Annotated in this window: 25 protein-coding genes and 1 pseudogene; 21 read left to right on the plus strand and 5 right to left on the minus strand. The window is 69.0% G+C overall.

Annotated elements, in window-relative coordinates; genetic code table 11:
* Window positions 1-60: 60 nt before the first annotated feature.
* From QMK28_RS07095 to QMK28_RS07110, 4 genes are all read left to right on the plus strand, one after another.
* Window positions 61-585 carry a hypothetical protein gene (locus QMK28_RS07095; RefSeq protein ID WP_326436148.1) on the plus strand — a complete coding sequence of 175 codons (525 nt, stop codon included), beginning with the start codon at window positions 61-63 and terminating at the stop codon, window positions 583-585.
* Between the two features lie 46 nt (window positions 586-631).
* Window positions 632-844: a hypothetical protein gene (locus QMK28_RS07100; RefSeq protein WP_326436149.1), complete on the plus strand. Its 213-nt coding sequence runs from the start codon at window positions 632-634 to the stop codon at window positions 842-844.
* A gap of 12 nt (window positions 845-856) precedes the next feature.
* Window positions 857-1,774, plus strand: coding sequence for an HIT domain-containing protein (locus QMK28_RS07105; RefSeq protein ID WP_326436150.1), 918 nt, complete (start codon window positions 857-859; stop codon window positions 1,772-1,774).
* A gap of 285 nt (window positions 1,775-2,059) precedes the next feature.
* A complete protein-coding gene (locus QMK28_RS07110; RefSeq protein ID WP_326436151.1) occupies window positions 2,060-2,206 on the plus strand; it encodes a hypothetical protein in 147 nt (48 codons plus the stop codon).
* A 301-nt stretch (window positions 2,207-2,507) separates the two neighbouring features.
* Here QMK28_RS07110 and QMK28_RS07115 read toward each other — a convergent pair whose 3' ends face one another.
* The 5 genes and pseudogenes from QMK28_RS07115 to QMK28_RS07130 all read right to left on the minus strand — a co-directional run bounded on the left by QMK28_RS07115 (window position 2,508) and on the right by QMK28_RS07130 (window position 7,845).
* Window positions 2,508-4,196 (minus strand): phage portal protein, encoded by a 1,689-nt coding sequence (locus QMK28_RS07115; RefSeq protein WP_326436152.1) that lies wholly within the window; start codon window positions 4,194-4,196, stop codon window positions 2,508-2,510.
* Window positions 4,197-4,329: 133 nt separating this feature from the next.
* A complete protein-coding gene (locus QMK28_RS34200) occupies window positions 4,330-5,004 on the minus strand; it encodes an HNH endonuclease signature motif containing protein (protein WP_443050569.1) in 675 nt (224 codons plus the stop codon).
* 269 nt (window positions 5,005-5,273) lie between these two features.
* Window positions 5,274-6,443 (minus strand): annotated as a pseudogene (locus QMK28_RS34205) (PBSX family phage terminase large subunit); the annotation flags it as partial.
* Between the two features lie 2 nt (window positions 6,444-6,445).
* Window positions 6,446-6,970, minus strand: coding sequence for a helix-turn-helix domain-containing protein (locus QMK28_RS07125; protein ID WP_326436154.1), 525 nt, complete (start codon window positions 6,968-6,970; stop codon window positions 6,446-6,448).
* On the minus strand, window positions 6,967-7,845 hold the full coding sequence (locus tag QMK28_RS07130) for a hypothetical protein (protein WP_326436155.1): 879 nt from the start codon (window positions 7,843-7,845) through the stop codon (window positions 6,967-6,969). The genes QMK28_RS07125 and QMK28_RS07130 overlap by 4 nt, the downstream gene beginning before the upstream one ends.
* Window positions 7,846-7,995: 150 nt before the next feature.
* On the opposite strand from QMK28_RS07130, the gene QMK28_RS07135 reads away from it, so the two are divergent.
* The 17 genes from QMK28_RS07135 to QMK28_RS07215 all read left to right on the plus strand — a co-directional run bounded on the left by QMK28_RS07135 (window position 7,996) and on the right by QMK28_RS07215 (window position 24,005).
* Entirely contained in the window at window positions 7,996-8,775 is a 780-nt protein-coding gene (locus tag QMK28_RS07135; protein ID WP_326436156.1) for a hypothetical protein, read from the plus strand.
* A gap of 15 nt (window positions 8,776-8,790) precedes the next feature.
* Entirely contained in the window at window positions 8,791-9,648 is an 858-nt protein-coding gene (locus tag QMK28_RS07140) for a P22 phage major capsid protein family protein (protein ID WP_326436157.1), read from the plus strand.
* 22 nt (window positions 9,649-9,670) lie between these two features.
* Window positions 9,671-10,048, plus strand: coding sequence for a hypothetical protein (locus tag QMK28_RS07145; RefSeq protein WP_326436158.1), 378 nt, complete (start codon window positions 9,671-9,673; stop codon window positions 10,046-10,048).
* Between the two features lies 1 nt (window position 10,049).
* Entirely contained in the window at window positions 10,050-10,625 is a 576-nt protein-coding gene (locus tag QMK28_RS07150; RefSeq protein ID WP_326436159.1) for a hypothetical protein, read from the plus strand.
* A gap of 2 nt (window positions 10,626-10,627) precedes the next feature.
* Window positions 10,628-11,002 (plus strand): hypothetical protein, encoded by a 375-nt coding sequence (locus tag QMK28_RS07155; RefSeq protein WP_326436160.1) that lies wholly within the window; start codon window positions 10,628-10,630, stop codon window positions 11,000-11,002.
* Window positions 11,002-11,340 carry a hypothetical protein gene (locus QMK28_RS07160; protein WP_326436161.1) on the plus strand — a complete coding sequence of 113 codons (339 nt, stop codon included), beginning with the start codon at window positions 11,002-11,004 and terminating at the stop codon, window positions 11,338-11,340. The genes QMK28_RS07155 and QMK28_RS07160 overlap by 1 nt, the downstream gene beginning before the upstream one ends.
* A complete protein-coding gene (locus QMK28_RS07165) occupies window positions 11,340-11,660 on the plus strand; it encodes an HK97 gp10 family phage protein (protein WP_326436162.1) in 321 nt (106 codons plus the stop codon). The genes QMK28_RS07160 and QMK28_RS07165 overlap by 1 nt, the downstream gene beginning before the upstream one ends.
* Window positions 11,660-11,887: an Acb2/Tad1 domain-containing protein gene (locus QMK28_RS07170; RefSeq protein ID WP_326436163.1), complete on the plus strand. Its 228-nt coding sequence runs from the start codon at window positions 11,660-11,662 to the stop codon at window positions 11,885-11,887. The genes QMK28_RS07165 and QMK28_RS07170 overlap by 1 nt, the downstream gene beginning before the upstream one ends.
* Window positions 11,887-12,114, plus strand: coding sequence for a hypothetical protein (locus QMK28_RS07175; RefSeq protein WP_326436164.1), 228 nt, complete (start codon window positions 11,887-11,889; stop codon window positions 12,112-12,114). The genes QMK28_RS07170 and QMK28_RS07175 overlap by 1 nt, the downstream gene beginning before the upstream one ends.
* Complete coding sequence (locus tag QMK28_RS07180; RefSeq protein WP_326436165.1) at window positions 12,115-12,543, plus strand: hypothetical protein; 429 nt, start codon at window positions 12,115-12,117, stop codon at window positions 12,541-12,543.
* Window positions 12,544-12,553: 10 nt separating this feature from the next.
* Window positions 12,554-13,129 carry a phage tail tube protein gene (locus tag QMK28_RS07185; RefSeq protein ID WP_326436166.1) on the plus strand — a complete coding sequence of 192 codons (576 nt, stop codon included), beginning with the start codon at window positions 12,554-12,556 and terminating at the stop codon, window positions 13,127-13,129.
* Between the two features lie 102 nt (window positions 13,130-13,231).
* A complete protein-coding gene (locus QMK28_RS07190) occupies window positions 13,232-13,603 on the plus strand; it encodes a hypothetical protein (protein WP_326436167.1) in 372 nt (123 codons plus the stop codon).
* Window positions 13,604-13,713: 110 nt separating this feature from the next.
* Window positions 13,714-14,094 (plus strand): hypothetical protein, encoded by a 381-nt coding sequence (locus QMK28_RS07195; protein ID WP_326436168.1) that lies wholly within the window; start codon window positions 13,714-13,716, stop codon window positions 14,092-14,094.
* 15 nt (window positions 14,095-14,109) lie between these two features.
* A complete protein-coding gene (locus QMK28_RS07200; RefSeq protein ID WP_326436169.1) occupies window positions 14,110-20,898 on the plus strand; it encodes a peptidoglycan DD-metalloendopeptidase family protein in 6,789 nt (2,262 codons plus the stop codon).
* A gap of 1 nt (window position 20,899) precedes the next feature.
* On the plus strand, window positions 20,900-21,823 hold the full coding sequence (locus tag QMK28_RS07205) for a phage distal tail protein (RefSeq protein ID WP_326436170.1): 924 nt from the start codon (window positions 20,900-20,902) through the stop codon (window positions 21,821-21,823).
* Window positions 21,823-22,992 carry a siphovirus ReqiPepy6 Gp37-like family protein gene (locus QMK28_RS07210; RefSeq protein WP_326436171.1) on the plus strand — a complete coding sequence of 390 codons (1,170 nt, stop codon included), beginning with the start codon at window positions 21,823-21,825 and terminating at the stop codon, window positions 22,990-22,992. The genes QMK28_RS07205 and QMK28_RS07210 overlap by 1 nt, the downstream gene beginning before the upstream one ends.
* Entirely contained in the window at window positions 22,992-24,005 is a 1,014-nt protein-coding gene (locus QMK28_RS07215) for a hypothetical protein (RefSeq protein ID WP_326436172.1), read from the plus strand. Before QMK28_RS07210 ends, QMK28_RS07215 begins: the two co-directional genes overlap by 1 nt.
* Window positions 24,006-24,015: the final 10 nt, after the last annotated feature.

Below are 24,015 nucleotides of genomic sequence, written 5' to 3' on the forward strand. Positions count from 1 at the left end.
GCCCGGCGGACCGCCCCTGCCGCGCTCACGCCCCGGCCTCCCCAGAAAGGAGTGACACCCATGGCCGACCCCAGCGAAAACCTGACGGGCCAGGCACGGCAGACGACGGCTCAGGAAGCGTTCGAGGCCGCGCGCCTGCTGGCCGATGCGTACAGCAGCGACGCCCCCCTCGCCACCCAGTACCGCGACATCACGCCCGCGCCGCCCCAGGGGGACGCCGTGCCTTTCACCCAGCCCGGACGGCCCCCCATGTCCCAGAAGGCCACCGATCACGCCTCCCTGGTCCTCGCCTACTCCTTCGGCTCCCTGCCCGTCGGCGCGGCGCTGTCCCTGGTGCTGTGGTCGCTCTCCAGCGTGGACGCGACGACCCTGGCCATCGCCGCGGCGGCCCCCGCCGGACTGGTGGCAACGATCGGCATTGCCGCCCGGATGATCGGCCGCGCCGTACACGATGGCGCGTCCGCACTGCCCGACCACACCGTCCACCAGCACACCGGCCCGACGTACCTGCAGCACACCGAGGTGCACACCGACACCCGCTGGTTCGGCAGGACCATCAACCAACTCCCCGACGGGGGAAGGTAGAGCCCCTCCAGCAGCCCACGACCGATCAACCGAATGAGGAGAACGCATGCCCGACATGTGGAACGGCAAGCCGCTACCTGAGCGTGGCAGGGACCACACCGAGATCCACTACCGGCTGTACGACCGCCGCACCGGCCAGCTGATCAGCTTCAACTCGACCAACAGCATCGACTCACTCGCCGCCGACGTACTCCGCACCCAGCGAGAACACCCCAACGCCCGAATCTTCGCCGTCGAATACGACGGCCCCGCCTACTGATAGGAGCACCACATGCCCACCACCTCGATCACCGCCGACGACCTCATCCGCCGCTCGCGGTCGTCTTGTGTTTTCTGTGCGATCGTCGCCGGGACGGCCCCGGCCGTCGTGGTGCGACAGTGGGACGACGTCCTCGCGATCCGCCCGCGCGGCGGAGTCACCGACGGCCACGTCCTCGTCATCCCGCGCGTCCACGTCGCCGACGCCGGGTCTGACCCGACGGTGGCGGCCCGCACCATGGCCTGCGCCGCCGAGCTGATGGCGGAGCTGCCGAACGCGAACATCATCACCTCGAAGGGCGCCGAGGCGACTCAGACCGTCCATCACCTGCACATCCACGTCGTGCCCCGCAGCGCGGACGATGGCCTGCCGCTGCCCTGGACCCCGCAGCAGGAAGCGGCGAAGGAGAAGAAGGCCGCTGAGAACACCGACAAGGTGGCCGTCGTGTACGCCCGGGAGGACGTCCCCAAGGGCCCGAAGGTCTTCCTCGCCGGACCTACCCCGCGCGCCGGAGACGACGTCGAGTCCTGGCGCCCGGCCGCCATCAAGGAACTCGCGGCCCAGTGGACCGGCGAGCAGCCGCTGACCGTGCTCACCCCCGAGTCGCGGGGCGGCGTCCGCGCCGCGCACTACGACGACCAGGTCGGTTGGGAGACATACGCCCGCAGTATGGCCGACGCGATCCTGTTCTGGATTCCGCGCGACCTGGCGACGATGCCGGGCTTCACCACGAACGTCGAGTTCGGCCTCGACGTGGCGACTAAACGCGCGGTCCTCGGCGTCCCGCCGGACTGCCCCAACCCCGAACGCAACCGATACCTCGTCTATGTCGCGCGCCGCCACGACGTCCCCGTCCGCGAGACGCTCCCGGCCGCCGTCGAGGAGGCCCTCGCGGTCCTCGCGAAGCCCGGCCGGACGCTGCGCCGCTGACCCGCCTCACGTCACCTGTGGCCTCGTCGTTAGGCGGGGCCGCAGTCACGACCCGGCCGGCACCCGGCCCCGCTCCCCAGCCACCTGGGCCCGCGCCATCCACCGAACCCGACCGATCGCCTGATGGGGACGCCCCAACGGCACCAGGCCGACTGCAGCACACAATTGATCCCGGAGCGCCAGTACTTCAGCCTCCGTATCCGCCTGCACCGTGACTACCGGATCCATGACCACAGTGTGGCGGGAGGGGATGCTCGGTGCGGGGGGTTCGGGGATGATGGGGGTATGGCTACCAGGAGAGTTGAGCTCGCAGCCCCGAAGAAGCAGTCGTTGACGTTGGATGAGGTGGCAGCGTTCGTGGAGGATGCGCGCCGGGCTGGTGCGTCGGGGGATGAGCTGGTGGGGACTGCGGCGGTCGACAAGGCCCTGTGATTGAATCCAAGGCAAACCACTAGTTCAACCTTCAAATGCAAGGCCGGTGTTGCCTTGTGGGGATGAAGCGGCGACTACCGTCCCGCCCGACGCCCCCGCCCCATCACAGCACGCGGCGCATCCCAAAACATCAACCGGCACGGCATCCACATCAGCCAAAACACCAGCCACCACATCACCGCAAACGGCAACAACAACACCGGCACAACCGGCATCGACCCACGCAACGGGCCAACACCACCCGACAACCGAACCCCCACAACGCCCCCTCACACAACACGTGCACCGAACGATAAGGCAGCTACGCCGCCTTGTCCCGCACCCCGCCCTCGCCGTCCGCTTCCGGATCATCCTCGCCTGGATCCGAACCGGCGTCCGGCACTTCACCCTCCGGATCCGCCTCAGGGTCGACGGGCACGAGCGGACCGCCACGATTGAACGGGTCGCCCGCGGGCATCGATGCGGTCTTGTCCTCACGAATCCGCTGCACCTCCTCCGCAACCTCCTCGTCATCCCACTCCGGGCGCAGCGATTTGACCTTCATCCAAGTGGAGATGGCACCCGCGCTCTCGAGGAGCGCCAGGGACCGGGCAGTGGCCTCCTGGTCGGGCTGGACGGCCTGAGGCCACGACGCGGTCAACTCCGCCTCAGGATCCACCTGCGCTTTGAAAATGGTCTTGTCGACGAGGAGCAGCGTCGTCATCACCTCGATCAACGCCGGACGCTGGTACAGGATTTTGAGGCCGCGCGTCGTCAGCGACTCTTCCTTGCGCGCCGCGACTTCCGTCGCCGTCACCGCGACCGTGCCCTCCTCGCCCATCGACTGCGCCGAGTAGCCCGCCGAACTGTAAATCTGCCGCCGCAGAGCCTTCGTGGTCCGCTCGTGCTCATCCACGCGGATCGCGAACTGAGTCGCGGTGATCGCCGAACCGCCGTCGTCGAGCATGTTGAGGTTCACGAACACCTCGCGGTCGATGTCGAATGTCGCGCCGGCGCCGGGGCCGTCGGTCTCCAGCAGCGACTGCGGCAGCATGATCCGCGCCTTGCCCAGACGAAGATCACGCATCCAGGACGTCCACGCTTCATCCAGTGCGTCCATGACCGGCTCGACACCCGCATAGTCCGAACGGCCCAGCGGCTCCGCGTCCGGCAACCCCCGCCACATGCGGCTGGGGCGAATGTTGGGGACGTAGGTGACAAGCATCCGGTCGACGCCGGTGTCCTGGACGCCGCCGTCCCGCACCCGGCTGGCGAGATCGGCCGCGTCGGGGTGGTCATCGAGGGCCATCAGCATGCCGAGGGTTTCCGTATTGCCGCGGTACAGGCCGTACTCGATGGTGCCCGGCTCGTGCCGCTCCAGCAGTCGCCACACCCAGTGCGCGTCGTCCTGGCCTGCGAGCTCCCGCCATACGGTGACGGCGGAGAGTTCCCCCCACCGCCATTCGGGGACGGCCGCGTCCGGGTAGACGACGTCGAGCCAGGGGCGGGGTTTGAGGTTCTGGTCCCAGACGACGCGCAGGTACACCCCGCCGAGGGCTGCGCCGATTTCGGCTGCCTCCCTCATTTTGGCGTGTCCGCGGTCGTCGAGGTACCGCCTGAGCTGGTCAGTGGTGGCGACCATGTCGCTCGTCGAGGCGGCGTCGGCGGATATGGACGGGGCGTCGGCCCAGAGCAGGTTGGCGGAGAGTTCGGCGAGGTCCCCGCCGACGGGGATGTGGAGCTTGGACGGGGGTTGGCCGGGGGTGAGGGGCTGTCCCCAGAACATACGGGCCAGCGACCCGACGAGGCCGCCGCGCATCTGCGACGGCCTGTTCAGGTCGAAGAACGACCGGGCGGCAGGGTTCGCCGACACCGACATCGCCCCGCCGTACACCTGCCGCAGGTGGTCGATGTCGCCGCTGTACCAGGCATGCCAGATGTCCATATCGGCGAAAGGCGTGGCGTACTGGACGGGCGGCCAGACGGTTTTCCCGGACGGCGGCAGCGGCATGGTTGATCCCTCTCGTTATGCCGCTGAGGTGGCGGCGATCCGGTTTTGCCACAAAGAGCGGGTCGTAAATACCGCGTAACGCAATGCGTCACAGTTATGCACCAGAACGCCACCGGCGAAAAACTCCGGACAGTCAGCGACCGACAGATTCCAGACCGGCGCGGCGTTCAGCAATGCTGTTACGCCGAGAACATGACTTCCCGCAGAAGCGGGTGCGGTGATACTTGTTGACTCGGAATGAGGCTCCGCAGCGCTCGCAGCTGCGATCCTCGTCGTCAACGCCACTTGCCCTTCGCCATGCGGCGCGGCATGCGCCACTGCAGAACCGTTCGCCTCCGCGGCGTGAACGCGTCTCGTAGCGCTCGCTGCATTGCTCGCAGGTGTGAGGGAGCGGGGCGAGGGATGCCCATACCTTCCGGCCGTGCTCGCTGTGCCATTCTCGGCCTGCCTCGGATCGGTGCCATGCTGAGGCCAAGGGGCGTATGCGTTCCAGGTTGGCGTAGGACTCCGGGGTGCATGAGCCGCGGCGGGCGTGGGCGTGATGGTTGCCGTGCTCGGCTTCGGTGAGGCATTCGAGGTTGGCGGGGGTGTTGTTGAGCGGATTTCCGTCACGGTGATGGATGTGGCTTCCACTGGGGATGCTGCGGTGGTGGTGTGCCATCCAGATCTCTTCGTGGAGGCGGCGAACTCCGTTGGCCCGGTCCGTTCCACCGGAGGTGTAGTAGGAGCGCTCTGACCAGCCTTTCGCGTTGGGGTATCGACGGAAGGTGATGCCTCGGAACTGAATGGCTTCAACGTTTCTCGACATGTGAAAAGGATATCGCCGTAACGCAGTTCATTGAGACGTGTCCACCCTTTCCCCTCAACCCACACGGGATGATTTCCAGTCCCTTCAATGGATTGCCCATCGGAGATGTCAACCCTGAATATCGTGGCCTGTGGTGAGGTCATCCCAGATGCTGTGACTCGCCGGTATCCCTCACGGGTCATGACCAGCTCGCCGGGCTGAATCGTCTCGATGGCCCTGGACCCGCGGCTCGTGAGAACCGGGGTGCCGGCGACCAGGCATCCGTGGTCTGCGACTTTGATGGGGCGCTCCTCGCCGCGTAGCGCTGCCTTGTCGTCCCAGGAGTAGCCGCCGATCTCGCCGATGAGGCTGGTGCAGGAGGAGTGGACGAGGAGTTTGCGGCGGGCCAGGAGGCTGGAGACGGTGCGGATGCCGTCCATGACGTCGTTTTTGGCGAGGGTCGGCGTGAGCTTGTCGCGCTTGAGCTGCGCCACGAACGACGCGGCGGAGGGGTCGACGGTGACGAACTGGGGGTGCACCATCCCCATGCCGGGGACGTCGGACAGCCAGTCCCGCAGGCGCTCGGAGTACTCGGAGTCGGTGAGCTGGTGGCGGGCCTGCCGCGAGTCGTAGCGCCACTCGCGGGCGACGTACAGCCGCCGGTCGTTGCCGAGGCCCAGCAGGACGGCGTGGAACGGGTTTTTCGTGCCGTAGTCGACGCCCAGCGCGATCCAGCGGTGGATGCGCTCGCGCGGCAGGTCGGTGACGATGTGCGTGTCCCGGTCCCACGCGTCGTAGATCGCGCCCTCGGCGGCGACCCACTCGCCGAGGATGAACCTGCGGTAGAACAGGCCCTGGTGCATCGACTTAAGGTCCCGGACGAACTCGGGGTCCAGGAACGGGTTGTCGTCGATGGTGAAGGTGAAGCGGCGCAGTGGCTTGCGGCCCTCCTGGGAGAGCCAGTCCCGCATGAACCAGTGCGCCGGATTGTCCGGGTTGGTGGTGCAGAAGAGCTGCGCGCCCTTCACCGACATGCGCCCCAGCAGCTGCTCGAAAAAGGCTTGCGGGACCAGCGTCACCTCGTCCACGTAGGCGCCGCACAAGGTCATGCCCCGGATCTTCGGCTCCGACTTGGCGTCGTTCGCGCCGATGATGTGGATGGTGCGGCCCAGGATTCGGGCTGTCGGCGCGCCGGCCGTGTAGTGCACGTGGTGGGCGATGTCCCCGAACAGCGTCGGGTCCTGGAGGGGCAGGAACAGGTTGCGGTGGATGGTCTGCGCGGTCTTCCCGATCATGACGAGTTCCCCGCGGTGCGGAGCATTCGACACGTAGATCAGCCACTTGAGCAGCGACGCGATGGTTTTGCCCGAGCGGATCGCCCCTTCCCAGCAGGAGATGCGGGTCGTCGATTCGGCGACTGACCGGATCTGCTTGTGGGACAGCGGCAGGGTGTCGAGCACGCTTATGCCTCGTCGCCGTCGGTCATGGCGCCGTCGTCGGTTTCGGCGAGTTGCTTGAGGGCGGTGCCGAGGTCGCCGAGCATCGACCGCGCGTCGTCGAGAGCGGTGCCCTCGGTGGGCGGCGACATTTTCATCGACCGGTCGAAGGCGGTCGCGGCGGCTTGGATGAGGGCCTTCTTGTCGGGCGCGGGCGGCTGCGGGTGCGGCTCGTCGTTGTAGACGTTGTCCTTGCCGCCGAAAGACCAGACGGTGTGAGGTTCGAAGACCTGCTGGAGGAGCCGGTCGCCGATTTCGTGGAGGGTGATCGCGGAGGCGGTGCGCATCGCGGCGAGGTCGGCTTTGCGGACGGCGGTGGCTGCCGCCGTCGCCGACTTGTCGAACGACAGGCCCATCGCTTTGGCGAGGTTGCTGATGGTGCCGACCGGCCGGTTGAGCTCGCGCGCGATCTCGTTCCGCCCCTGCCCTGCGGCGTGGAGCTTGCGGATGCGGGCGCGCTCCTCGTCGGCGATGGGCTTCCCTGCGTTCATGCGGTCCTCCGGGCGGTCTGGCGTGCGCGCTTGCGCAGGAGTTGGGGGAGGGGTGTGCCGGTGGTCTGCCAGTCCGAGCGCCACGGGATGACGACGCAGCGACAGTGGATGTGCCGCGGGGGACCGTAGAGGGGGGTGGCGAAAACGGTGCGGCGGGGGTCGAGGCTGAGCCCGCCGGGGAATTTCTTTCCGACGGGCACGGTGTGGCCGGCGTAGGCGGCGCAGGCCGGGCACGCGTCGGGTTCGGCGACCCACAGCAGGAGCATCCGGGGGCCGAGGGCGCGTGCGACGGCGGCGGAGCCTGCTGCTGCGGCGCTGGTCACGGCGACGGCGACGGCGGCGGCGATGCGGCTGACGGCGCGGCGGGCCCGGTTGAACACGGCAGCGAGGGCTGCGAGTCCGGCGGCGGTGAGGGCTGCGGTGGTGAGGAGGGCGAGGGCGGCGTGGTGTTCGGCGTCGACGGCGGCGGGGATGGCGTCGGCGGCCTGTTGTGCTGTGTCGCTGGTCTGGGGCGGGGGGTTGGGCGGGGTGGTGCCGGTGATGGTGCCGACGGTGGCAGCAGCTTGGGTTGCGCCGAGGCGGGCTGCGGTGGTGGCGGCGTCGCGGGCGGTGCGTTGGGCGTGGGCGGCTTGGCCTCGGAAGGCGGCGTCGAGGAGTTGCCGGATGCGGGTGATGAGTTGGCGGATGGCGTCGGCGCCGGGGAGGTCGCGGGCGGTGGCGGTGATGGCGGTCCAGCCGTTGGCGGCGGTGCGTTGTGCGGTTTCGAGGGCGGCGATGAGGCGGAGGGTGGCGGTGTGGATGGCGTCGTGTTCGAGGGTGCGGAGGGCGTCGGGGTAGCGGAGGGCCTGGTCGGCCCAGTCGTCGGGTTCGCTCACCACCACACCTCCCAAAACTTGCGATTCTAAGGAATCCTTGCACTTCTGCCTTCGATTGTGCAGCATTGGGGCAAGTCAGGGTTACGATCGGAGCCAACACGACGGTGATCTAGGTGTCACCACCCGTGGAGGCCGCCCAAGGAGGCACCCGTGACGACCCCCGCCCCCGCAGCACCCCCGGAGCCGACACCGGCCGAGCCCGGCACCCAGCCGACGCCCACCCCACCCGCCCCGACCCCCGCGCCGACTCCGCCAGAGCCGACCACACCCCCCGCCGCAACTGAACCCACCACCGAACCCACGGCCAGGAAGCCCACGTTCGACGGCGAGTTCGACCCGGCGCGCTTCGAGAAGCTGGTCGAAAACCTGCGCGGCGACGTCGCGTCGGAGAAGACCAAACGCGAAGCCGCCGAAACGAAAGCCGCAGACGAACAGGCCGCCTTCCTGAAGAAGGTCGCACTCGCCTTCGGCATCGACTCCGGCGAGGAGAAGCCGCCCACCCCCGAAGAGCTGGCCGCACAGTTGGCCGAGGCCCGCGGCGAGACCAAGGCGTCCCGCGACCAGGCCCGCCAGCACGCAGTCCAGCTCGCCGTCTACCGCTCCGCCGCCCAGCACGGCGGCGACCCCGAATCGCTCCTGGACTCCCGTGGGTTCGAGACCGCCATCAAGGACCTCGACCCCGCCTCCGCCACTTTTGCGGTGGACATGGAGACCGCGGTGAAGGCAGCAGTGGAGGGCAATACGAAGCTCGCGGCCAAGGTGCCCGAGCCGACGCCGGCACCGACCGCCCCAGCTGGGGGCGCACCGATGACCGGAGCACCGGGCGGCACCAGGCAGTTGGGCGAGGCGGACTCGAAGCGGATGACACCCGAAGAGCGCGTTCAGGCTGTCAAGGACGGACGATTCAAGTCCTACCTGGGCAGCACATAGGCACTAGGAGCCTCCGTGTCCGTCCAGAATTTCAAGCCCGAGATCTGGTCCTCCCAGCTTCTCGTCGGCCTCCGCAACGCACTCGTGTACGCGCAGCCCGGGCTGGTGAACACCAACTACCAGGGTGAGATCCAGTCGCACGGCCAGTCGGTGCACATCACCACCATCGGCGACCCGACGATCAGCGACTACAGCCCTGGCACCACCCTCAATTACGAGGACATCGAGACCGCTGGCACGGACCTGATCATCGATCAGGCGAAGTTCTTTGCATTCAAGATCGACGACGTCGACAAGGCCCAGGCCCTGGTCGACCCCATGGCACAGATGGCACAGAACGCGGCCTACGGACTCCGCGACAAGGCAGACGCCTACGTCGCCGCCCTGTGGACCGGCGTCGCAGCCGCCAACCTGCTCGGCACCACCGGCGCACCGATCAACACCTTCACCACGCCGACCGACGCCTACGACAAGGTCCTCGTCCCGCTCCGCACCCGCCTGGACCGCTCCAACGTCCCCACCGAGGGCCGCTACGTCGTCGTCACCCCCGAGTTCGAGGGCTCCCTCCTCCGCGACGACCGGTTCGTCAAGGTCGGCGACGCCGGCACCGACACCGGCCTCCGCAACGGGATGGTCGGCCGCGCCGCCGGCTTCGACATCCTCAAGAGCAACAACGCCCCCAACCCCACCGGAGACCTGCAGGTCATCCAGGCGGGCTATCCGGGGGCCATCACCTACGCCGAGCAGATCATCGAAACCGAGGCGCTGCGCCTGGAGTCGACGATCGCCGACGCCATCCGTGGCCTGCACGTGTACGGCGCCAAGCTCCTGCGCCCGACCGGCATCGCGGTCGCCATCGTCGACCCGGCCTGAGCCAGAGAGTAGAGGCAGCACCATGGCGCGTACCGCTATCGCCTACACCCCCTTCGTCCCCAACAGCCACCTCACCGACGTGGCCGGGACGACCATCGACGCGACGCTCGTCACCGCTGGCGTCGTCATCAACAGCGTCAACCCCGAGCGCACCCTGCTTCGGGTCACCAATACCTCGGGGGCCACGAAGGTCATCACCGTCAAGGCGGGGACCGGCCCGCAGTCGTGGATGGCCGGCTCGGGGGATTCGGCGACCACGGTCGCTGCGACCACCGGCGTCGAATGGCTCGGGCCTTTCACCAGTGCTCGTTTCCAGCAGCAGGGCACGAAGCTGTACATCGACTTCGCAGCCGGTACGACCGGCACGATCACGGTCTTCAAGCTCCCGAAGGCGCTCTGACGTGGTCGCCCGCGAGTATGTCGGGCCGGGGGGTGCCCAGTTCCACCTCGACGAGCCCCTGTCCCCGCAGATGGCCGAACAGGTCGCGCGCGGACACCTCACCCCGGCAGACGGCGACACCCCGGACGTGGGAGGCGGCGAGACGAGCCTCGTCGTCGTCCACGGCTCCGAGGCGCAGACCGTCGACCGGGTCGGCCGCCACGTCCCCGCCGCCGGAAACCGCCCCGACGAGAGCGCGACAGCCTCCGAGTGGGCGACCTACGCGGTCCGCCGCGGGCTGCTCGCCACGCAGGCGACATCACTGACGCTGACGCAGCTCGTCGAATGGGTCGACGCCCGCGACGAGGCCGAGGACGCCATCGCGCGCGACGACTCCCTCCAGCCCGCCGACGACGCACCCGCCGACGACGCACCCGCTGCGGACGACCCGGAGGCGGGGAAGCCGAAGACCGGCGACAAGGTCGACGACTGGCGCGGCTACACCACCGCCCAGGGCCTCGACCCGGCGCAGGCCGACGAGATGACCAAGGCGCAGCTTCAGCAATGGGCCGCCGACCACGAGACCGCCGGGGAGTAGCCGTGGCCTACGCGAGCGTCGACGACCTCACCAACTGGCTGCACCCCGAACCGGTGCCGCCGAACGCGCGCCGGCTGCTGGAGACGGCATCCGAGGCGCTGGATGAGTCGCTGATCGGCGCCGTGTACGACATTGGCGATCCGGAGGTGGCGGATGTGCTGCGGCGGGCGTGTGTCCGGCAGGTCCACTGGCGGATGGAGCGCGACGACGAGACGGGCGCGAACTCCGATCTGCAGTCGATGACGACGGGGCAGCGGTCGTTCACCCGCCGCGCGCCCGCTGCTGGGACGCCGGGTGGGCCGCGGGTCGGGCATCAGGCGGCGAGTGTCCTGCGGTCGGCGGGGCTGCTGGTCATCAATCCGCTGGTGGTGGGCTGATGCCGGGGCCGATAGGCCGGTCGACGGTCACGGTGCTCCGTGCACTGCTCGTCGCGGGCGATTACAACGCGCAGGTCCGCGACTGGGATCACGCGACTCGGACGCCGGTCGGCCGGGTCACGATCGATGTCACCGGCACCACGGAGAGCACCCAGGCCGCCGACCAGACGACGACGCGGGCGACGGCGTTCCTGCCACCCGGCGCTGTGACGGTGGGGCCGTTCGACCGCGTCGTGTGGTCGGGCCGCATCTGGGAGGTCGACGGGCATCCGGCGGCTCCTGAGGGTGCCGGGGTGCTCTCGGGTCAGGTCGTCCTGCTGCTGGAGGTGACGGGCTGATGGCTGATGTGGACGTGTACGAGGACGCCATCGCCTCCCTGGCTCTGCACCCCAGCGTGCAGGCCGATTTGGCGGCGCGGATGGACCGGGTGGTGGAGGTCGCCCAGGCCATCGCTCCGGTCGATACGGGGGCGTTTAGGGCGTCGATCTACCGCGATCCGGACCCGGACCCGGACGGCACGGTCTACGTCGTCGCAGACGTCCACTACGCGATCTATGTGGAGCACGGCACCCGGCAGACCGACCGCAACGGCCGGAGCATCCACCCGCCGCGCTTCACCCTCACCACCGCACTCGACGCCGCAGGAGGCGACCACTGATGGCCTACGACCTGGACCTGGAGAACAGGTTCACCCACCACCGCCCCCACGGCGATCAGGCCGAGCGGTATGAGCGACTGCGCGCCGGGGGCCGGGAGTTCGCCGAGCTCCTCGCCGAGCTGTGCCCGTCCAGTCCGGAGCTGACACGCGCCGTGAACGCCGTCGATGACGCCGTGATGCTCGCCAACGCGGCTGTCGCGCGCCATACCCCGAAGGAGTCCGTCTGATGGCCGACATGGTCCGCATGAAGCTCACGTTCTGGCACGGCTCCAAGAAGCCGGGCGACATCGTCGAAGTCCGTAGCGACGAAGTCCGCTCCTGGCACGGCTTCGCCGAACGGCTCCCCGACAGTGAGCAGCCCGCCACCGAGCCGTCCCGCGACCCCGACAAGCAGCACACCCCCGCCACACAGAAGCCGCCCGCCGTCTCCACCGAGACCAAGACCGCCAAGTAGATGCCGGCCCCTGCGATGCCCGACGCGAAGCAGATGGCGGTCGAGCTCCTCGACGCCGCCCTCAGCGGAGTGCACGTCGCAGGCCGGACACCGCCCGACCCGCAGTTCCGTCAGCTCCTGCCGATGGTGCGGGTCCTGCGCGTCGGGGGCCTGCGGGCTCTCAAAGCGTGGGGCGGGCCCGCGTCGCGGGACGACGCGCGGCTGTCCGTCGACTGCTACGCGCCGACCGACGGGGAGGCCACTCGCCTCGCACTGCGGGTGCTGGACGAGTGGGAGCTACTGCCCGGCCGGACGACTGAGGACGGATCGGTGACCAAGGCGTGGCAGGAGATCGGCCCGCAGGACCGGCCGGAAGAACCGAACACCAGCGTGGCCCGCATCGGAATGATCCTGGGGATGAGCGTCCGCCCACCCCGTCTGACCAGCTAGGAGGCCCATCGTGGGCGACGCAGACAACATCAAGATCGGCGTAAAGGGGCGGGCCTACATCGCGCCCCTCGCCACCGCCTTCCCCGTCTCCCCGTTTGTGGCGTGGGGTGTCGGGTGGGTCGACCTCGGCTACATGCACCCCGACGGTCTCGAGGAGGCCCTCGGCGAGGACCGTACCGAGATCCCCGCCTGGGGTGAAGAGGCCCCGGTCAAGTCCCGCGTGAAGAGCAGGGACGGGACGTTCAAAATGACGTTCCTGGAGACCACGGCCGCGATCCTCCAGCTGTACTACGCGGTCGCGGCGTCGGCGATGACCGAGACCGCCGCACTCTCCGGCAACCCGAGCTTCGTGTCCTTCGGCACCGGCAGTGCGTCGCCGGGCATCGAGCGGGCGCTGGGCATCGACGTCATCGAGGGCGACCAGATCGAACGCATCATGATCGCCCGCGTCGACATCTCCGACCGCGGCAACCTCAAGCAGTCCGCCGAGGACTCCAAAAACTACGAACTGACCTTCAAGCCCCTCGCCGCGCCGAGCGGCGGCCAAGCCGTCCAGCGCTTCGTCACCGGCCTCACCCTCGCGTAACCCCAGAACGGTGGCCTGCTGCGCTCACATCCCCGGGCGGGGGCGGCACAGCAGGCCACCTGCAAGCCCCCGCCTGCCCCGGCCCGAGGAAAGAGCCCCACCGTGTCCAGCCCCCAACGCAAGATCGTCCGCCTGCAGGAGATGCGCGCCCAGCGCATCGAGCAGAAGAAGCTCCAGTACATCGACGTGATCTTCGAGGTCCCGCTCACCGGCGACCAGCCGGAAGGGGCCGTGCCAGTGGAGCGGACGGTCAGCTTCCTCGCGCAGGACTACTGGCCCATCGAAGTCGTCGAGGCCGTCAAGGAAGAGAACGGCGGCGGCAACGTCGCCGTCATGCGGAAGGTCGCCACCCCCGTCGAAGCGTTCGATGAGCTGATCAAGGCAGCTCAACTGACCGTCGGCGAACTCGTCGCCATCGTCGAGGAGATGAGCGGCGAGGCGGGCACCACCCAGGGGGAAGGGAATGGCTCCTGACGACTCTCCAGGAGCACTCCCGATCGGTACGCGCCGACCTCCAGCGCTACTACCCCGGCCGGCGGCTCGACGAATTCTGGGCCCTGGACGACGGACCCGACGCAGCGTCCATGACCTGGGCGGAACTGCGCGACCTCATCGACGGACTCCCGCAGGAGTCCGCCACCAAGTCCGCCCTCGCCGGGGACGTCGAGGGGAAACGCTGGTCGCAGGACACCTACATCGGCGCGGCGCAGTACAACGTGTCGCTGCTGATGATCCGGGTCCTGTGGGCCGCCCACCTCAAGGGCAGTGCCCCGGAGATGGAGCTCATGGACCCGCCGCGGCTGGAGCAGGACGACCGGCTGGCCGAGGCGGCTGCGGCGCTCGACGCCCGTAACCGGGCCGTCCTCGACCGACTCCGCCCCCAGCCCGTCGACGAGGACCCTGCGGTGCGGCAGGAGTGGCTGGACAAGATCCGCGAGCTGGAGCAGTCGCAGCCCGCCACGTAGCAGAGGGGAGGCAGCATGGCAGGGGCCACCACCGTCGGCGCCACACAGGTGGCGCTGACGCCGGACCTCACCCAGTTCGGGGCGGCCCTGCGCGCTGAGCTGCCTCTCGCGATCCGGGACCCGGCGAAAGCAGCCGGCGACCTGGCCGGTGACCTGATCGGCCGGCAGATCCGGGAGAAGCTGACCGCCCCGATCAACGTCACGATCCGGGCGGCGCTGGAGGACAAGGCCGCCGCCGCAGGCCTCGACAAGATCAGCGCCGGCCGGACGGTCCAGCTGACCGCCGACCTCGACGACAAGGCGGCCGGCGCGTCCCTGGCGCGGCTCACCGCGGACCGCACCGTCACCGTCCGCGTCGCTCTCGACGAGCGGGCCGCCAAGTCCACCCTCGACACCCTCTTCGGCAAGCCGATCACCGTCGACATCCTCCCGGAGATCCAGGCCGCCGCCCACCGGACCGCGACCCAGGCGCTCAAGACCCTCACCGCCGACCGCACCGCGAAGATAATCGTGGGTCTGGACGACACGGCCGCCCGCACCCGGATGAACGCGCTGGCCGCCGACCGCACCACCAAACTGAAAGTCGACCTCAACGACACCGCCGCACTCGCCCGCCTCAAAACCCTGACCCGCCCGCGGGCCACCGAAGTCGTCGCCGTCGTCGCCACCGCCCAGGCCGAGGCAGACCTGTCCAGCATCACCACCCCGCTGCACGTCGCCGTCACCCCCGCCCTGCAACTCCCTGGCGCGTCGGAGATCGCCGACTACGTCTCCCAGCTGCAGGGCGGCATCAACCGGGCGATGTCCGGGGTCAGCGTGGGGGCGTCCACCGGCCGCGACAACGACATCGCCGCCCGCCTCGCCACCTACACGGCCGCGTTCAGTCGGCCCATCCAGGTGCCGATCGAGCCGCGCGTCAGTCTGGTGCGGTCACTCCTCGTCGACCGGTGGCGGGCCCGCGTCGGCGAACCCATCACCATCGCGATCACCCCCGACATCTCGCAAGCCGCATCACTCACCGCCGCCGCCGCCCTCGCCGACCTGACCCGCCCCCTCGACGTACCCGTCCACGTCGAATGGAGCGCGTCCGCCGCCGCCATCGTCCGGGCCCACCTGCACGCCCTCCAGGACCCGCTGCAGGTCCCGATCCAGCCGGTCTTCGACTCGTCGGCGACACCGGTGGTCGCCGCGCACCTCCAGCGGCTGCGCGAAACCATCGAAGTCATCATCAAACCGATCTGGGACAGTGCTGCGGCGCTGGTGGTCGCCGCGCACATCGACGCGTTCCGCGAGCCGATCGACGTCCTGGTCCGGCCCGTCTGGGACTCGACCGCCGCCGCCGCTGTCCGCGCCCGGCTGCGCGCGCTCGCCGACCCGGTCACCGCAGGCATCCGCGCCACCGTCATGGGCGCCCCTTTCGCGGCGGCCGGGCTGCTGCTGGACTGGCTGGCGCGCCGCCGCCAGGCCGACATCGACGTGCGCGTCAACCGGTCTGCACTGCGGAACCTCGACGCGCTGGGCTCCAGCGGGGAGCGGGGTTCGGGGGGCCTGAAGTCGCTGATCTCGTCGACGCGGCTGCTGGCGGTGGGGGCGCTCGGGTCGCTGCCCACGCTGGTGTCCCTCGCCAACGTGATCTGGCAGATGGGTCCGGCTGCCGCGCTCGCCGCGCCGGCGATGGCCCTGCTCGGCACCTCGATGGCCGCCATCAAGATCGGAACCAGTGGAGTCGGCGACGCCCTCAAGGCCGCCTTCGCCAGTACGCCTGCCGATGCCAATGCGGCGGCGTCGGCCACCAACCAGGTCGAATCGGCGCAGCGTCAGCTCGCCGCCTCCCAACGCGGCGTCGCGGACGCAGAACGGTCCCTGACCCAAGCACAGCGAGACGCCCGCATAGCGCAGGGCGAACTGTCCGCCGCCCGCAGGCAGGCCGCCCGCGACATCGAGGACATGAACGCTCGCCTCCGCGCCGGGCACCTCGACCAGGAGCAGGCGGCCCTCGACCTCTTGCAGGCTGAGGCGGACCTGCAGGCGGCACGCTCCGATCCGGCCGCGACGCAGTTGCAGATCCAGCAGTCTGACCTCGCCACCCAGCGGGCCCGCGCCAATGTCGACGAGCAGTCCCGCCAGCAGAAGCGCCTGCAGGCCGACACCGCCGCGGTGAACAAGGCGGGCATCGACGGATCCGATCAGGTCGTGCAGGCCCGCGAGAAGATCCGGGACGCGAACGCGCGGGTCGCCGACCAGTCGCGGGCCCTCGCCGACGCGCACCGGCAGGTCGCTGACGCGGCACGGCAGGTGGCCCAGTCCCACCAGAGCGCGGCCACCCAGGCCTCGAAGTTCAGCCTGGCCATGGCCAAACTGTCGCCGAACGCGCGGGCATTCGTCAACGAGATCCGGGCGCTGGCCCCGGCCTGGCGTGGCCTGAAGCTCGATGTCCAGGACAAATTGTTCGCCGGCCTCGGCAGCCGCCTCGGGCAGGTGGCCCGGCAGGTCATGCCGACCCTGCGCTCGGGCATCGGCGACGCAGCCACCGAGCTCAACTCCATGGGCAAGTACGCCCTGACCGCAGTGGCCAACTTGCAGAAGACGGGCCAGCTGCGGGGCGTCTTCGACGTGGTCCGCTCCGGCCTCGGCAACCTCAGGAAAATTCCCGGTCAGGTCGTCACCGGCCTCGGCCAGCTGACCGTCGCAGCCAAGCCCGCGTTCGAGCGGGTCACCAAGGGCGCCGGGTCGGCGATGGACACGGTCATGGCCAAGCTGGCCAAGGGCATGGAGTCGGGGAAGCTGACCGATTCGATCAATCACGCGCTCGACGTGATGGTGTCGATGGGGCACGTCATCGCCGACCTTTTCGCGAGCATCGGGAACATCATGAAGGCCGCCGGGGCGGCCGGAGGCGACTTCTTCGCCGTCATCGGCGGTGCGCTGAAGGAAATCCGCAGGGTCACGGCGATGCCTGAGGTGCAGGCCGCGCTGAAGGCGATCTTCCAGGCGTTGAACGCGATCGCCGGGCTGATCGCGACGACCTTGGGTGCGGTGGTCAAGGCGGTTCTGCCGGTCCTCGCCGCCCTGGCCCCGACGATCGTGCTCCTCGCGAAGCTACTGGGCCCGGTGCTGGCGACGCTGGCGGAGACCCTCGGCAAGGCGCTGATGCCGATCGCCAAGGCGCTGGGGCCGGTCGTCGTGATGGTCGGCAAGGCGCTGATTCAGGTAGTCAAGGCCCTGATGCCGCTGCTGAAGCCGATCGGCCAGTTGATCACCGGCGTTATCAAGGCCCTGGCTCCGGTGCTGGGCACGGTCGTGTCGGTGATCGTGCAGATCGTCAAGGCCCTGGCCGGGCCGCTCCTCGCGGTGATCAAGTCGCTGCTGCCCCTCATCAGCCTCTTCGGGAAAATCTTCGCTCAGGTCTTCGTCGCCCTGCGCCCCGCGATCACCCCGCTGATCGGCATCGTGGCGTCACTCGTCGGCGCGTTCGCGGGCGTCATCAAGACCCTGGTCCCGGCGCTGATGCCGCTCGTCCCCGTGATCATGACGATCGTCAAGATCTTCACCCAGCTGCTGCTGATGATCCTCAAGCCGCTCATTCCGATCATGCCGATGATCGCGCGGCTCATCGGCACGGTCCTCGTCCTGGCGATGCAGACCCTCACCCCCATCCTGAAAATGGTCGCCGACATTTTCAAGCAGCTCCTCCCCGAGCTGATGCCCCTGATGCCGCTCTTCGCCCAGCTCGTCATGGCCGTCCTGCAGCTGGTCACCGTCGCCCTCAAACCGTTGATGGCCATCATCGGATTCGTCGCGAAACTGCTGGTCGGCGTCCTGGGCGCAGCCCTGAAGCACCTGGTCCCGATCGTCGTGAAAGTTCTCGGCTGGGTCGTTCAGCTCGCCACGATCGTCACCAAGGTCGTCACGAAAATCGTCAAGGGCTTCCAGTGGCTCTTCGACGTACTCCTCGGACACTCGATCATCCCCGACATCGTCCGCGGGGCCGTCGGCTGGTTCACCTCGCTCTGGCACAAGGGCGTCAAAATTTTCAACTCGATCCGGGAAGGGATCGTCGAGACCTGGACCAAAATCTGGAGCCGCATCAAAAGCGTCGCCAGTAGCGCCTGGGGCCTGGTCCGCAAGGGATTCGACCGCTTCGCCGACGGCCTCAAGGGCGCATTCCGCGTCCTGAAGGACGGCCTCGGCAAGATCTGGGACGGACTGAAAGCCGTCGTCAAGGCCCCCGTCAAATTTTTCATCGAGACCGTCTACATGGGCGGCCTCCGCAAAGCATGGAAGGCCACGGCAGGGAAGCTCGGCATCCCCAACCTCCCCGCCGTGTCGCTGCCGAAGGGCTTCGCCCGCGGCGGCGTCCTCCCCGGCTGGTCGCCCGGCCGCGACATCCACCGCTTTTACTCAAAATCCGGCGGAGCCCTCGACCTGTCCGGCGGCGAGTCCGTGATGCGCCCCGAGTTCACCCGCGCCCTCGGAGCGGGCCGCGTCCACGGCCTCAACCGCCTCGCCGCAACAGGCGGCGCACCCGCCGTCCGCCGCGCCCTCGGCGTCCCCGGCTACTCCGACGGCGGCATCCTCGGCAGCCTCTGGGGCGGCGCCAAAAACATGGCCAGCGACGTCGCCAGCGGCGTCGGGAACGTCATCGACAAGGGCGTCGGCCTCGCCCGCGGCGGCATCGCGGCACTCGCCGAAGCCGCATTCAAACCGATCAGGGCCATCATCACGTCGGACGCTCCCGGCGGGAAGAACGAGGGCTCGTGGGGCGACATGGTGCAGCGCGTCCCGCTGTACCTCATGGACCAGATGATCGACTTCATCCGGGACAAGGACGACACGGCGTCCACCGGAGCCTGGGCCAAGCCCGTCAACGTGCCCTACGGCACGCGGTTCGGTGTGAAGGGCCCCATGTGGTCCAGCGGCCACCACACCGGTCTCGACTTCCCGGCCTCGACCGGCACCCGCATCGGCGCGGTGGCCAGCGGCACCGTAGCCTCCGCCACCTCCGGCGGCCCCTACGGCAACCACCTGACCCTGACCCACGGCGGCGGCCTCTCCTCCCTCTACGCCCACATGTCCGCCATCGCCGCCAAGGTCGGCGCGTCCCTCGGGCAGGGCGACCGCATCGGGTCCGTCGGCGCGACCGGCAACGTCACCGGCCCCCACCTCCACCTCGAAGCACGCCTCAAGGGCCGCACCGTCGACCCGATGCCGTACCTCAAGGGCGGCGCGGACCCCGGCGGCGGCACCGGCGTGTCCCGCTGGCACGGCGTCGTCGTCAACGCCCTGCGCGAAGTCGGCCAGTCCGTCAGCCTCGTCAACACGACGCTGCGCCGCATGAACCAGGAGTCCGGCGGCAACCCGAAGGCCGTCAACCGGAGCGACGTCAACTGGCAGGCGGGCCACCCGTCCGTTGGATTGATGCAGGTCATCGGTCCGACGTTCGACGCCTACGCCGGGAAGTACCGCAAGCGCGGCCCGAAAATGTACGGCGTCTCCATCGACCCGATGGCCAACCTCTACTCCTCGATGCGGTACGCGCTGGGCAGCTACGGCTCCCTGTCCCGCGCCTACAACCGGCCCGGCGGCTACGCGGCCGGCGGCACCGCCCGCCCCGGCGAACTGGCCTGGGTCGGCGAGCGCGGCGCGGAGCTGATGCGGGTGATCGACGGCGGCGTGCGCATCTACCCGCACGAGCAGTCCAAACGCATGGCCCGCACGATGGGCACCGCCGTTCCCGGCTTCGCGTCGGGCGGCATCATCCGCACGCCGAAGAAGAACGTCGTCACCGTCGGCGGCAAGAAGATCGACGAAGGGCCCATCGCCGCCTCCATCGGGGCCGCGTTCGTCAAGGGCCTGACCGGCACCGTCGGAGCCATCAAGGCAGCCGTCGCCAAGGTCACCACAGCGATCAAGACCGCGTTCAAGGGCGCGGACACCACCGTCGACGACAAGCTCCTCACCAGCCTGAGCAAGCAGTCGAAGGCACTCCAGAAACTCGCTGCCGAGCGCGACAAGATCCGCGCGAAAATCAAGGCAGCCGACACCCTCGCCGCCGAATCCACCGGCGCCGCCAAATCGTTCGCCGCCCTCACCTCCCTCCCCAACGGCGGCAACACGTTCGACGCGGGCGGCATCCTCGCCGGCATGAACGTGCGCCTCGGGCAGCTCAAGGCGTTCTCCGCGAACCTCCGCATCCTGGCCAAGCGGGGCCTCGACAAGGGCCTGCTCCAGCAGCTCATCTCGGCCGGTCCGGACGGCGGCGCGGCTTACGCGCAGGCGCTGGTGGCGGCGACCTCCTCGCAGCTCAAGGCCATCAACGCCGCGCAGATCGCCATCGGCAAGACCTCGAGCGCCTACGGCAAGGCCGCTTCCGACGCCATGTACGACGCGGGCAAGCAGTCCGGCAAGGGGTACCTCGCCGGGCTGAAGGCGACGGAGAAGAGCATCGAGAACGCCATGTCGTCGCTGGCGAAGAAGATCGCGAACGCCGTCCGGTCCGCGCTGAAAATCAAGTCGCCGTCGCGGGTCTTCCACGACATCGGCCTCAATACGGGCCTCGGCCTGGAGGGCGGCCTGCGCGCCTCCACCCCCCAAGTCGCCGCCGCAGCCTCCCAGATGGCCGCCATCGTCCGAGCCAGCGGCAGCGCCGCAGCCGGAACCCGCATGGACCACCGCACCTACAACGGCGGCGAACGCAACCTCACCATGAACGTCACCACCACCGACCAGCCCACCGAACAAGCCGTCATGCGCGGCTGGGACCACCACGACCTGCTCCACCGACCCGTCCTGATCGGAGGCTGACATGCCCATCCTGGTCGGCGAGCAGCCCGTCATCCCCCTCTTCCCGCCCCACATCGCCGAAGCACCCCAGATGACATGGACCGACGCGCTCGGCCGCGTCACCCACTTCACCGACTGGGAAAACGGCTGGGTCCTGCAACCCGGCACCAAAGGTCTCGACATGCCCAGCTACGCCTTCACCACCGACGAATCGCCCGGCATCGACGGGACATTCGTGCGGCAAGTCCGCGGCCAAGCCAAAGACATCACCCTCCCGATCGCGTTCTGGTGCGACGACTCCCGCGCCGCCTACCTGACACGCCGCCGCGGCCTCATCCGCTCCCTCAACCCCAAACTCGGCCCCGGCACCCTCACCGTCACCCACCCCGACGGGGAGACCCGCCACATCTCCTGCTACTACACCGCCGGCATGGAGGGCGACGAGTCGCTGGACGCGTCCGGGATGCGCTGGACGATGACGACGCTGACCTTCAACTGCCCCAGCCCGCTCTGGTACGGGGAGCCCGCGAACTTGCAGTTCGAGACGGCGCAGACCGGCCCGTTCCTGCCACTGCTGCCACTGCGCGTCCGCGACTCCCAAGTCCTCGGCGGCGTCCAGGTCGACAACCCCGGCGACGACCTCGCCTACCCCGTCTGGACCCTCAAAGGCCCCGCCACCAGCATCACCCTCACCAACTCGACGAGCGGGCTGACGCTGGAACTCGCCCACACGATGACGAGCTCCGACACCCTCGTCATCGACACCCGCGAACGCGAGCAGACCGTCACCCTCAACGGCACCGACAACCTCTGGCCCGCCCTCTCGGACACGTCAGACCTCTGGGGCCTCGAAGCCGACCTCAACATCCTGGTGCTCACCGTCCTCGGCGCCGATACGCCCACGGAGCTGCAGTTGACGTACTCGCCCCGATTCCTGGCGGCCTGATGCCCCGCTTCCCGCTGGAGGTCTACGCCCGCGACACCGCACTGAACCGCATCGCGGCGATCGACGACTGCACGGCCGTGACCGCCGTCCCCCGCTACAACGCGGTCGGCGCGTACACCCTCGAACTGTCCGCGTCCTCCAGCAAGGCCGCGCACCTGGTCGAGGGCAACGGCCTGATCATCCGCAGTCTGGGGCAGACCGTCCTGTCCGGGCCGCTGCGCACCGTCGACTGGACCCGCTCCACCTCCGACGGAGGACTCGGCAAACTCACCGTCGGCGGGGTGTCCGACGAGACGATCCTCGCCGAGGCCACCTGCTGGCCCAACCCGACGGCCGCGATCGGCTCCCAGACCTCCTCCGTCTACAAAATCTCCGGCGTGGCCGCCGAGACCGCGATGCGACAGCTCGTCAACATCAACATCGGCCCCGGAGCCGCCGCCGCCCGCCGGATCGCGGGCCTCGCCCTCGCCCCGGACCTCGGCCGCGGCCCCCTCGTCACCCGCGAGATCAACCAATTCGACAACCTCCTCTCCGCCTTGCAGGACATCGCCTCCGGCCTCGGGTTCCGGGTGGCGTTCAGCGGCGGCGGCGTCGAGTTCCAGGTGTACGAGCCCCAGGATCGCTCCCAGACCGCCCGCTTCTCCTTCGGCTGGGGCAACTTGCAGGACGCCTCCTACACCACCACCCCGCCCACCTGCACGAAGGCGATCGTCGTCGCAGGCGGCGGATCCTCACCCCGCGTCTGCAAGACCTACCCGCAGACCGACCCATTGTTCCCGGCCCTGGTGGTCGAGCAGTTCGTCGACCTCACCGGCGTCGACACCGCATCCGTCGACCTCACCGCCCAGATGGACCAGGCCGCCGCCGAAGCCCTCACCACTGGTGCCGGGCAGGGGTCGCTGGCCATCAGCCCCATCGACCTGCCGAAGCTCCGCTACGCCCGCGACTACAACGTGGGCGACACCGTCGCCGCGCAGCTGCGGGGCGGGACGTGGTGGACCGACGTGGTCCGCGAAGTGACCCTCACCGCCGCCCCCGACGGCATCTCCACCAAAGCCACGGTCGGCAGCGCGGACACCGGCGGCGGGGACGTCATCGCCCGCATCTACCGCTACATCGCAGGCATCAAGCGGGACGTCAACCGCGTCAAGACCCGAAAGGCAGGCTGATGGTCGAGTACTCCGCGCCGTTCTCCGACTCCCAGATCGCCACCGAATACCAGTGGTCCCGAATTTTTCGAAACCCCGGCCTCGACGGCGTCATCTCCGACGACCCCTCCTCCAGCGCCCTCAAAGTCACCGGCTCCGGCGTATCCACCGTGACCGTGGGCGCGGGCGAGGCTTACGTCAACGGGTTCTTCTACAGGCTCGACGAGACGCTGACCGTCCCGGTCACCTCCAACTCGGCCGGCTCCAGCGCCCGCATCGACCTCGTGGTGCTGCGCGCCGACCAGTCCGGGAACATCGTCTCCGCCAAGTACAAGGCGGGCGGCACCTCCGCCCCCACGCTGGCCACCGACGAGGCCGGCGTCTACGAACTGCCCCTCGCCCAGACGACTGTCGCCGCCGGAGCATCCGCCGTCACCGCAGGCAACGTCACCGACAAACGCTGGTTCTCCGGCAAACCGGCCGCCGTCGGCAACCCGGCATCCCGCCGGCCATCCCGCAAGGGAATGCTCCTCGTCGAAAACAAGGACGTGTACCTGGGCAACGGCACCGGCTGGGACCTCCTCGCCACCGCCGGATCGACGGCCTACGACTCGTACACGCCGATCTGGACGGCAGGCGCCACCACCATCAACTGGGGCTCCGGCTCCAAAAATTACGGGCGCTACAAGCTGCTGGGCAAAAAGTGCGACCTGACCATCCAGATCATCCCGACGGGCAACCCCCCGGCCTACGACGACCCGATCCAGGTCACATTGCCGTTCCCCTGCACGAGCCTCGTCCGCAGCCTCTTCACCTGGAACTTCACGTCGGCCAACGACGAGGGGGCCGCATTCGGTGTGGGCATGACGTTCCCCACCGACTCCACCAGCAAAATCGCCCGCCTGCGGTTCTCCACCGCCAGCGGCAACACCTCAGCAGCCATCCCCAACGCGTTCAACCTGCTCACCAACCAGCCGTTCAACATCCGCCCCGATGACGTGCTGACCATCACCGGCACCTACGAAATCGCCTAGAAGGGTGTTG

Origin of the sequence: Streptomyces sp. H27-D2, assembly GCF_035828615.1 — a bacterium.
GTDB lineage: Bacteria > Actinomycetota > Actinomycetes > Streptomycetales > Streptomycetaceae > Streptomyces.

What these genes read in the sequence shown, in the direction of transcription:
- QMK28_RS07125 (WP_326436154.1), bottom strand. Translation starts at nt 6,970, where the DNA reads ATGAACGCAGGGAAGCCCATCGCCGACGAGGAGCGCGCCCGCATCCGC.
- QMK28_RS07165 (WP_326436162.1), top strand. Translation starts at nt 11,340, where the DNA reads ATGGCTGATGTGGACGTGTACGAGGACGCCATCGCCTCCCTGGCTCTG.
- QMK28_RS07200 (WP_326436169.1), top strand. Translation starts at nt 14,110, where the DNA reads ATGGCAGGGGCCACCACCGTCGGCGCCACACAGGTGGCGCTGACGCCG.
- QMK28_RS07100 (WP_326436149.1), top strand. Translation starts at nt 632, where the DNA reads ATGCCCGACATGTGGAACGGCAAGCCGCTACCTGAGCGTGGCAGGGAC.
- QMK28_RS07115 (WP_326436152.1), bottom strand. Translation starts at nt 4,196, where the DNA reads ATGCCGCTGCCGCCGTCCGGGAAAACCGTCTGGCCGCCCGTCCAGTAC.
- QMK28_RS07110 (WP_326436151.1), top strand. Translation starts at nt 2,060, where the DNA reads ATGGCTACCAGGAGAGTTGAGCTCGCAGCCCCGAAGAAGCAGTCGTTG.
- QMK28_RS07180 (WP_326436165.1), top strand. Translation starts at nt 12,115, where the DNA reads ATGCCGGCCCCTGCGATGCCCGACGCGAAGCAGATGGCGGTCGAGCTC.
- QMK28_RS07215 (WP_326436172.1), top strand. Translation starts at nt 22,992, where the DNA reads ATGGTCGAGTACTCCGCGCCGTTCTCCGACTCCCAGATCGCCACCGAA.
- QMK28_RS07175 (WP_326436164.1), top strand. Translation starts at nt 11,887, where the DNA reads ATGGCCGACATGGTCCGCATGAAGCTCACGTTCTGGCACGGCTCCAAG.
- QMK28_RS07145 (WP_326436158.1), top strand. Translation starts at nt 9,671, where the DNA reads ATGGCGCGTACCGCTATCGCCTACACCCCCTTCGTCCCCAACAGCCAC.
- QMK28_RS07160 (WP_326436161.1), top strand. Translation starts at nt 11,002, where the DNA reads ATGCCGGGGCCGATAGGCCGGTCGACGGTCACGGTGCTCCGTGCACTG.
- QMK28_RS07095 (WP_326436148.1), top strand. Translation starts at nt 61, where the DNA reads ATGGCCGACCCCAGCGAAAACCTGACGGGCCAGGCACGGCAGACGACG.
- QMK28_RS07170 (WP_326436163.1), top strand. Translation starts at nt 11,660, where the DNA reads ATGGCCTACGACCTGGACCTGGAGAACAGGTTCACCCACCACCGCCCC.
- QMK28_RS07105 (WP_326436150.1), top strand. Translation starts at nt 857, where the DNA reads ATGCCCACCACCTCGATCACCGCCGACGACCTCATCCGCCGCTCGCGG.
- QMK28_RS34200 (WP_443050569.1), bottom strand. Translation starts at nt 5,004, where the DNA reads ATGTCGAGAAACGTTGAAGCCATTCAGTTCCGAGGCATCACCTTCCGT.
- QMK28_RS07210 (WP_326436171.1), top strand. Translation starts at nt 21,823, where the DNA reads ATGCCCCGCTTCCCGCTGGAGGTCTACGCCCGCGACACCGCACTGAAC.
- QMK28_RS07205 (WP_326436170.1), top strand. Translation starts at nt 20,900, where the DNA reads ATGCCCATCCTGGTCGGCGAGCAGCCCGTCATCCCCCTCTTCCCGCCC.
- QMK28_RS07195 (WP_326436168.1), top strand. Translation starts at nt 13,714, where the DNA reads ATGACCTGGGCGGAACTGCGCGACCTCATCGACGGACTCCCGCAGGAG.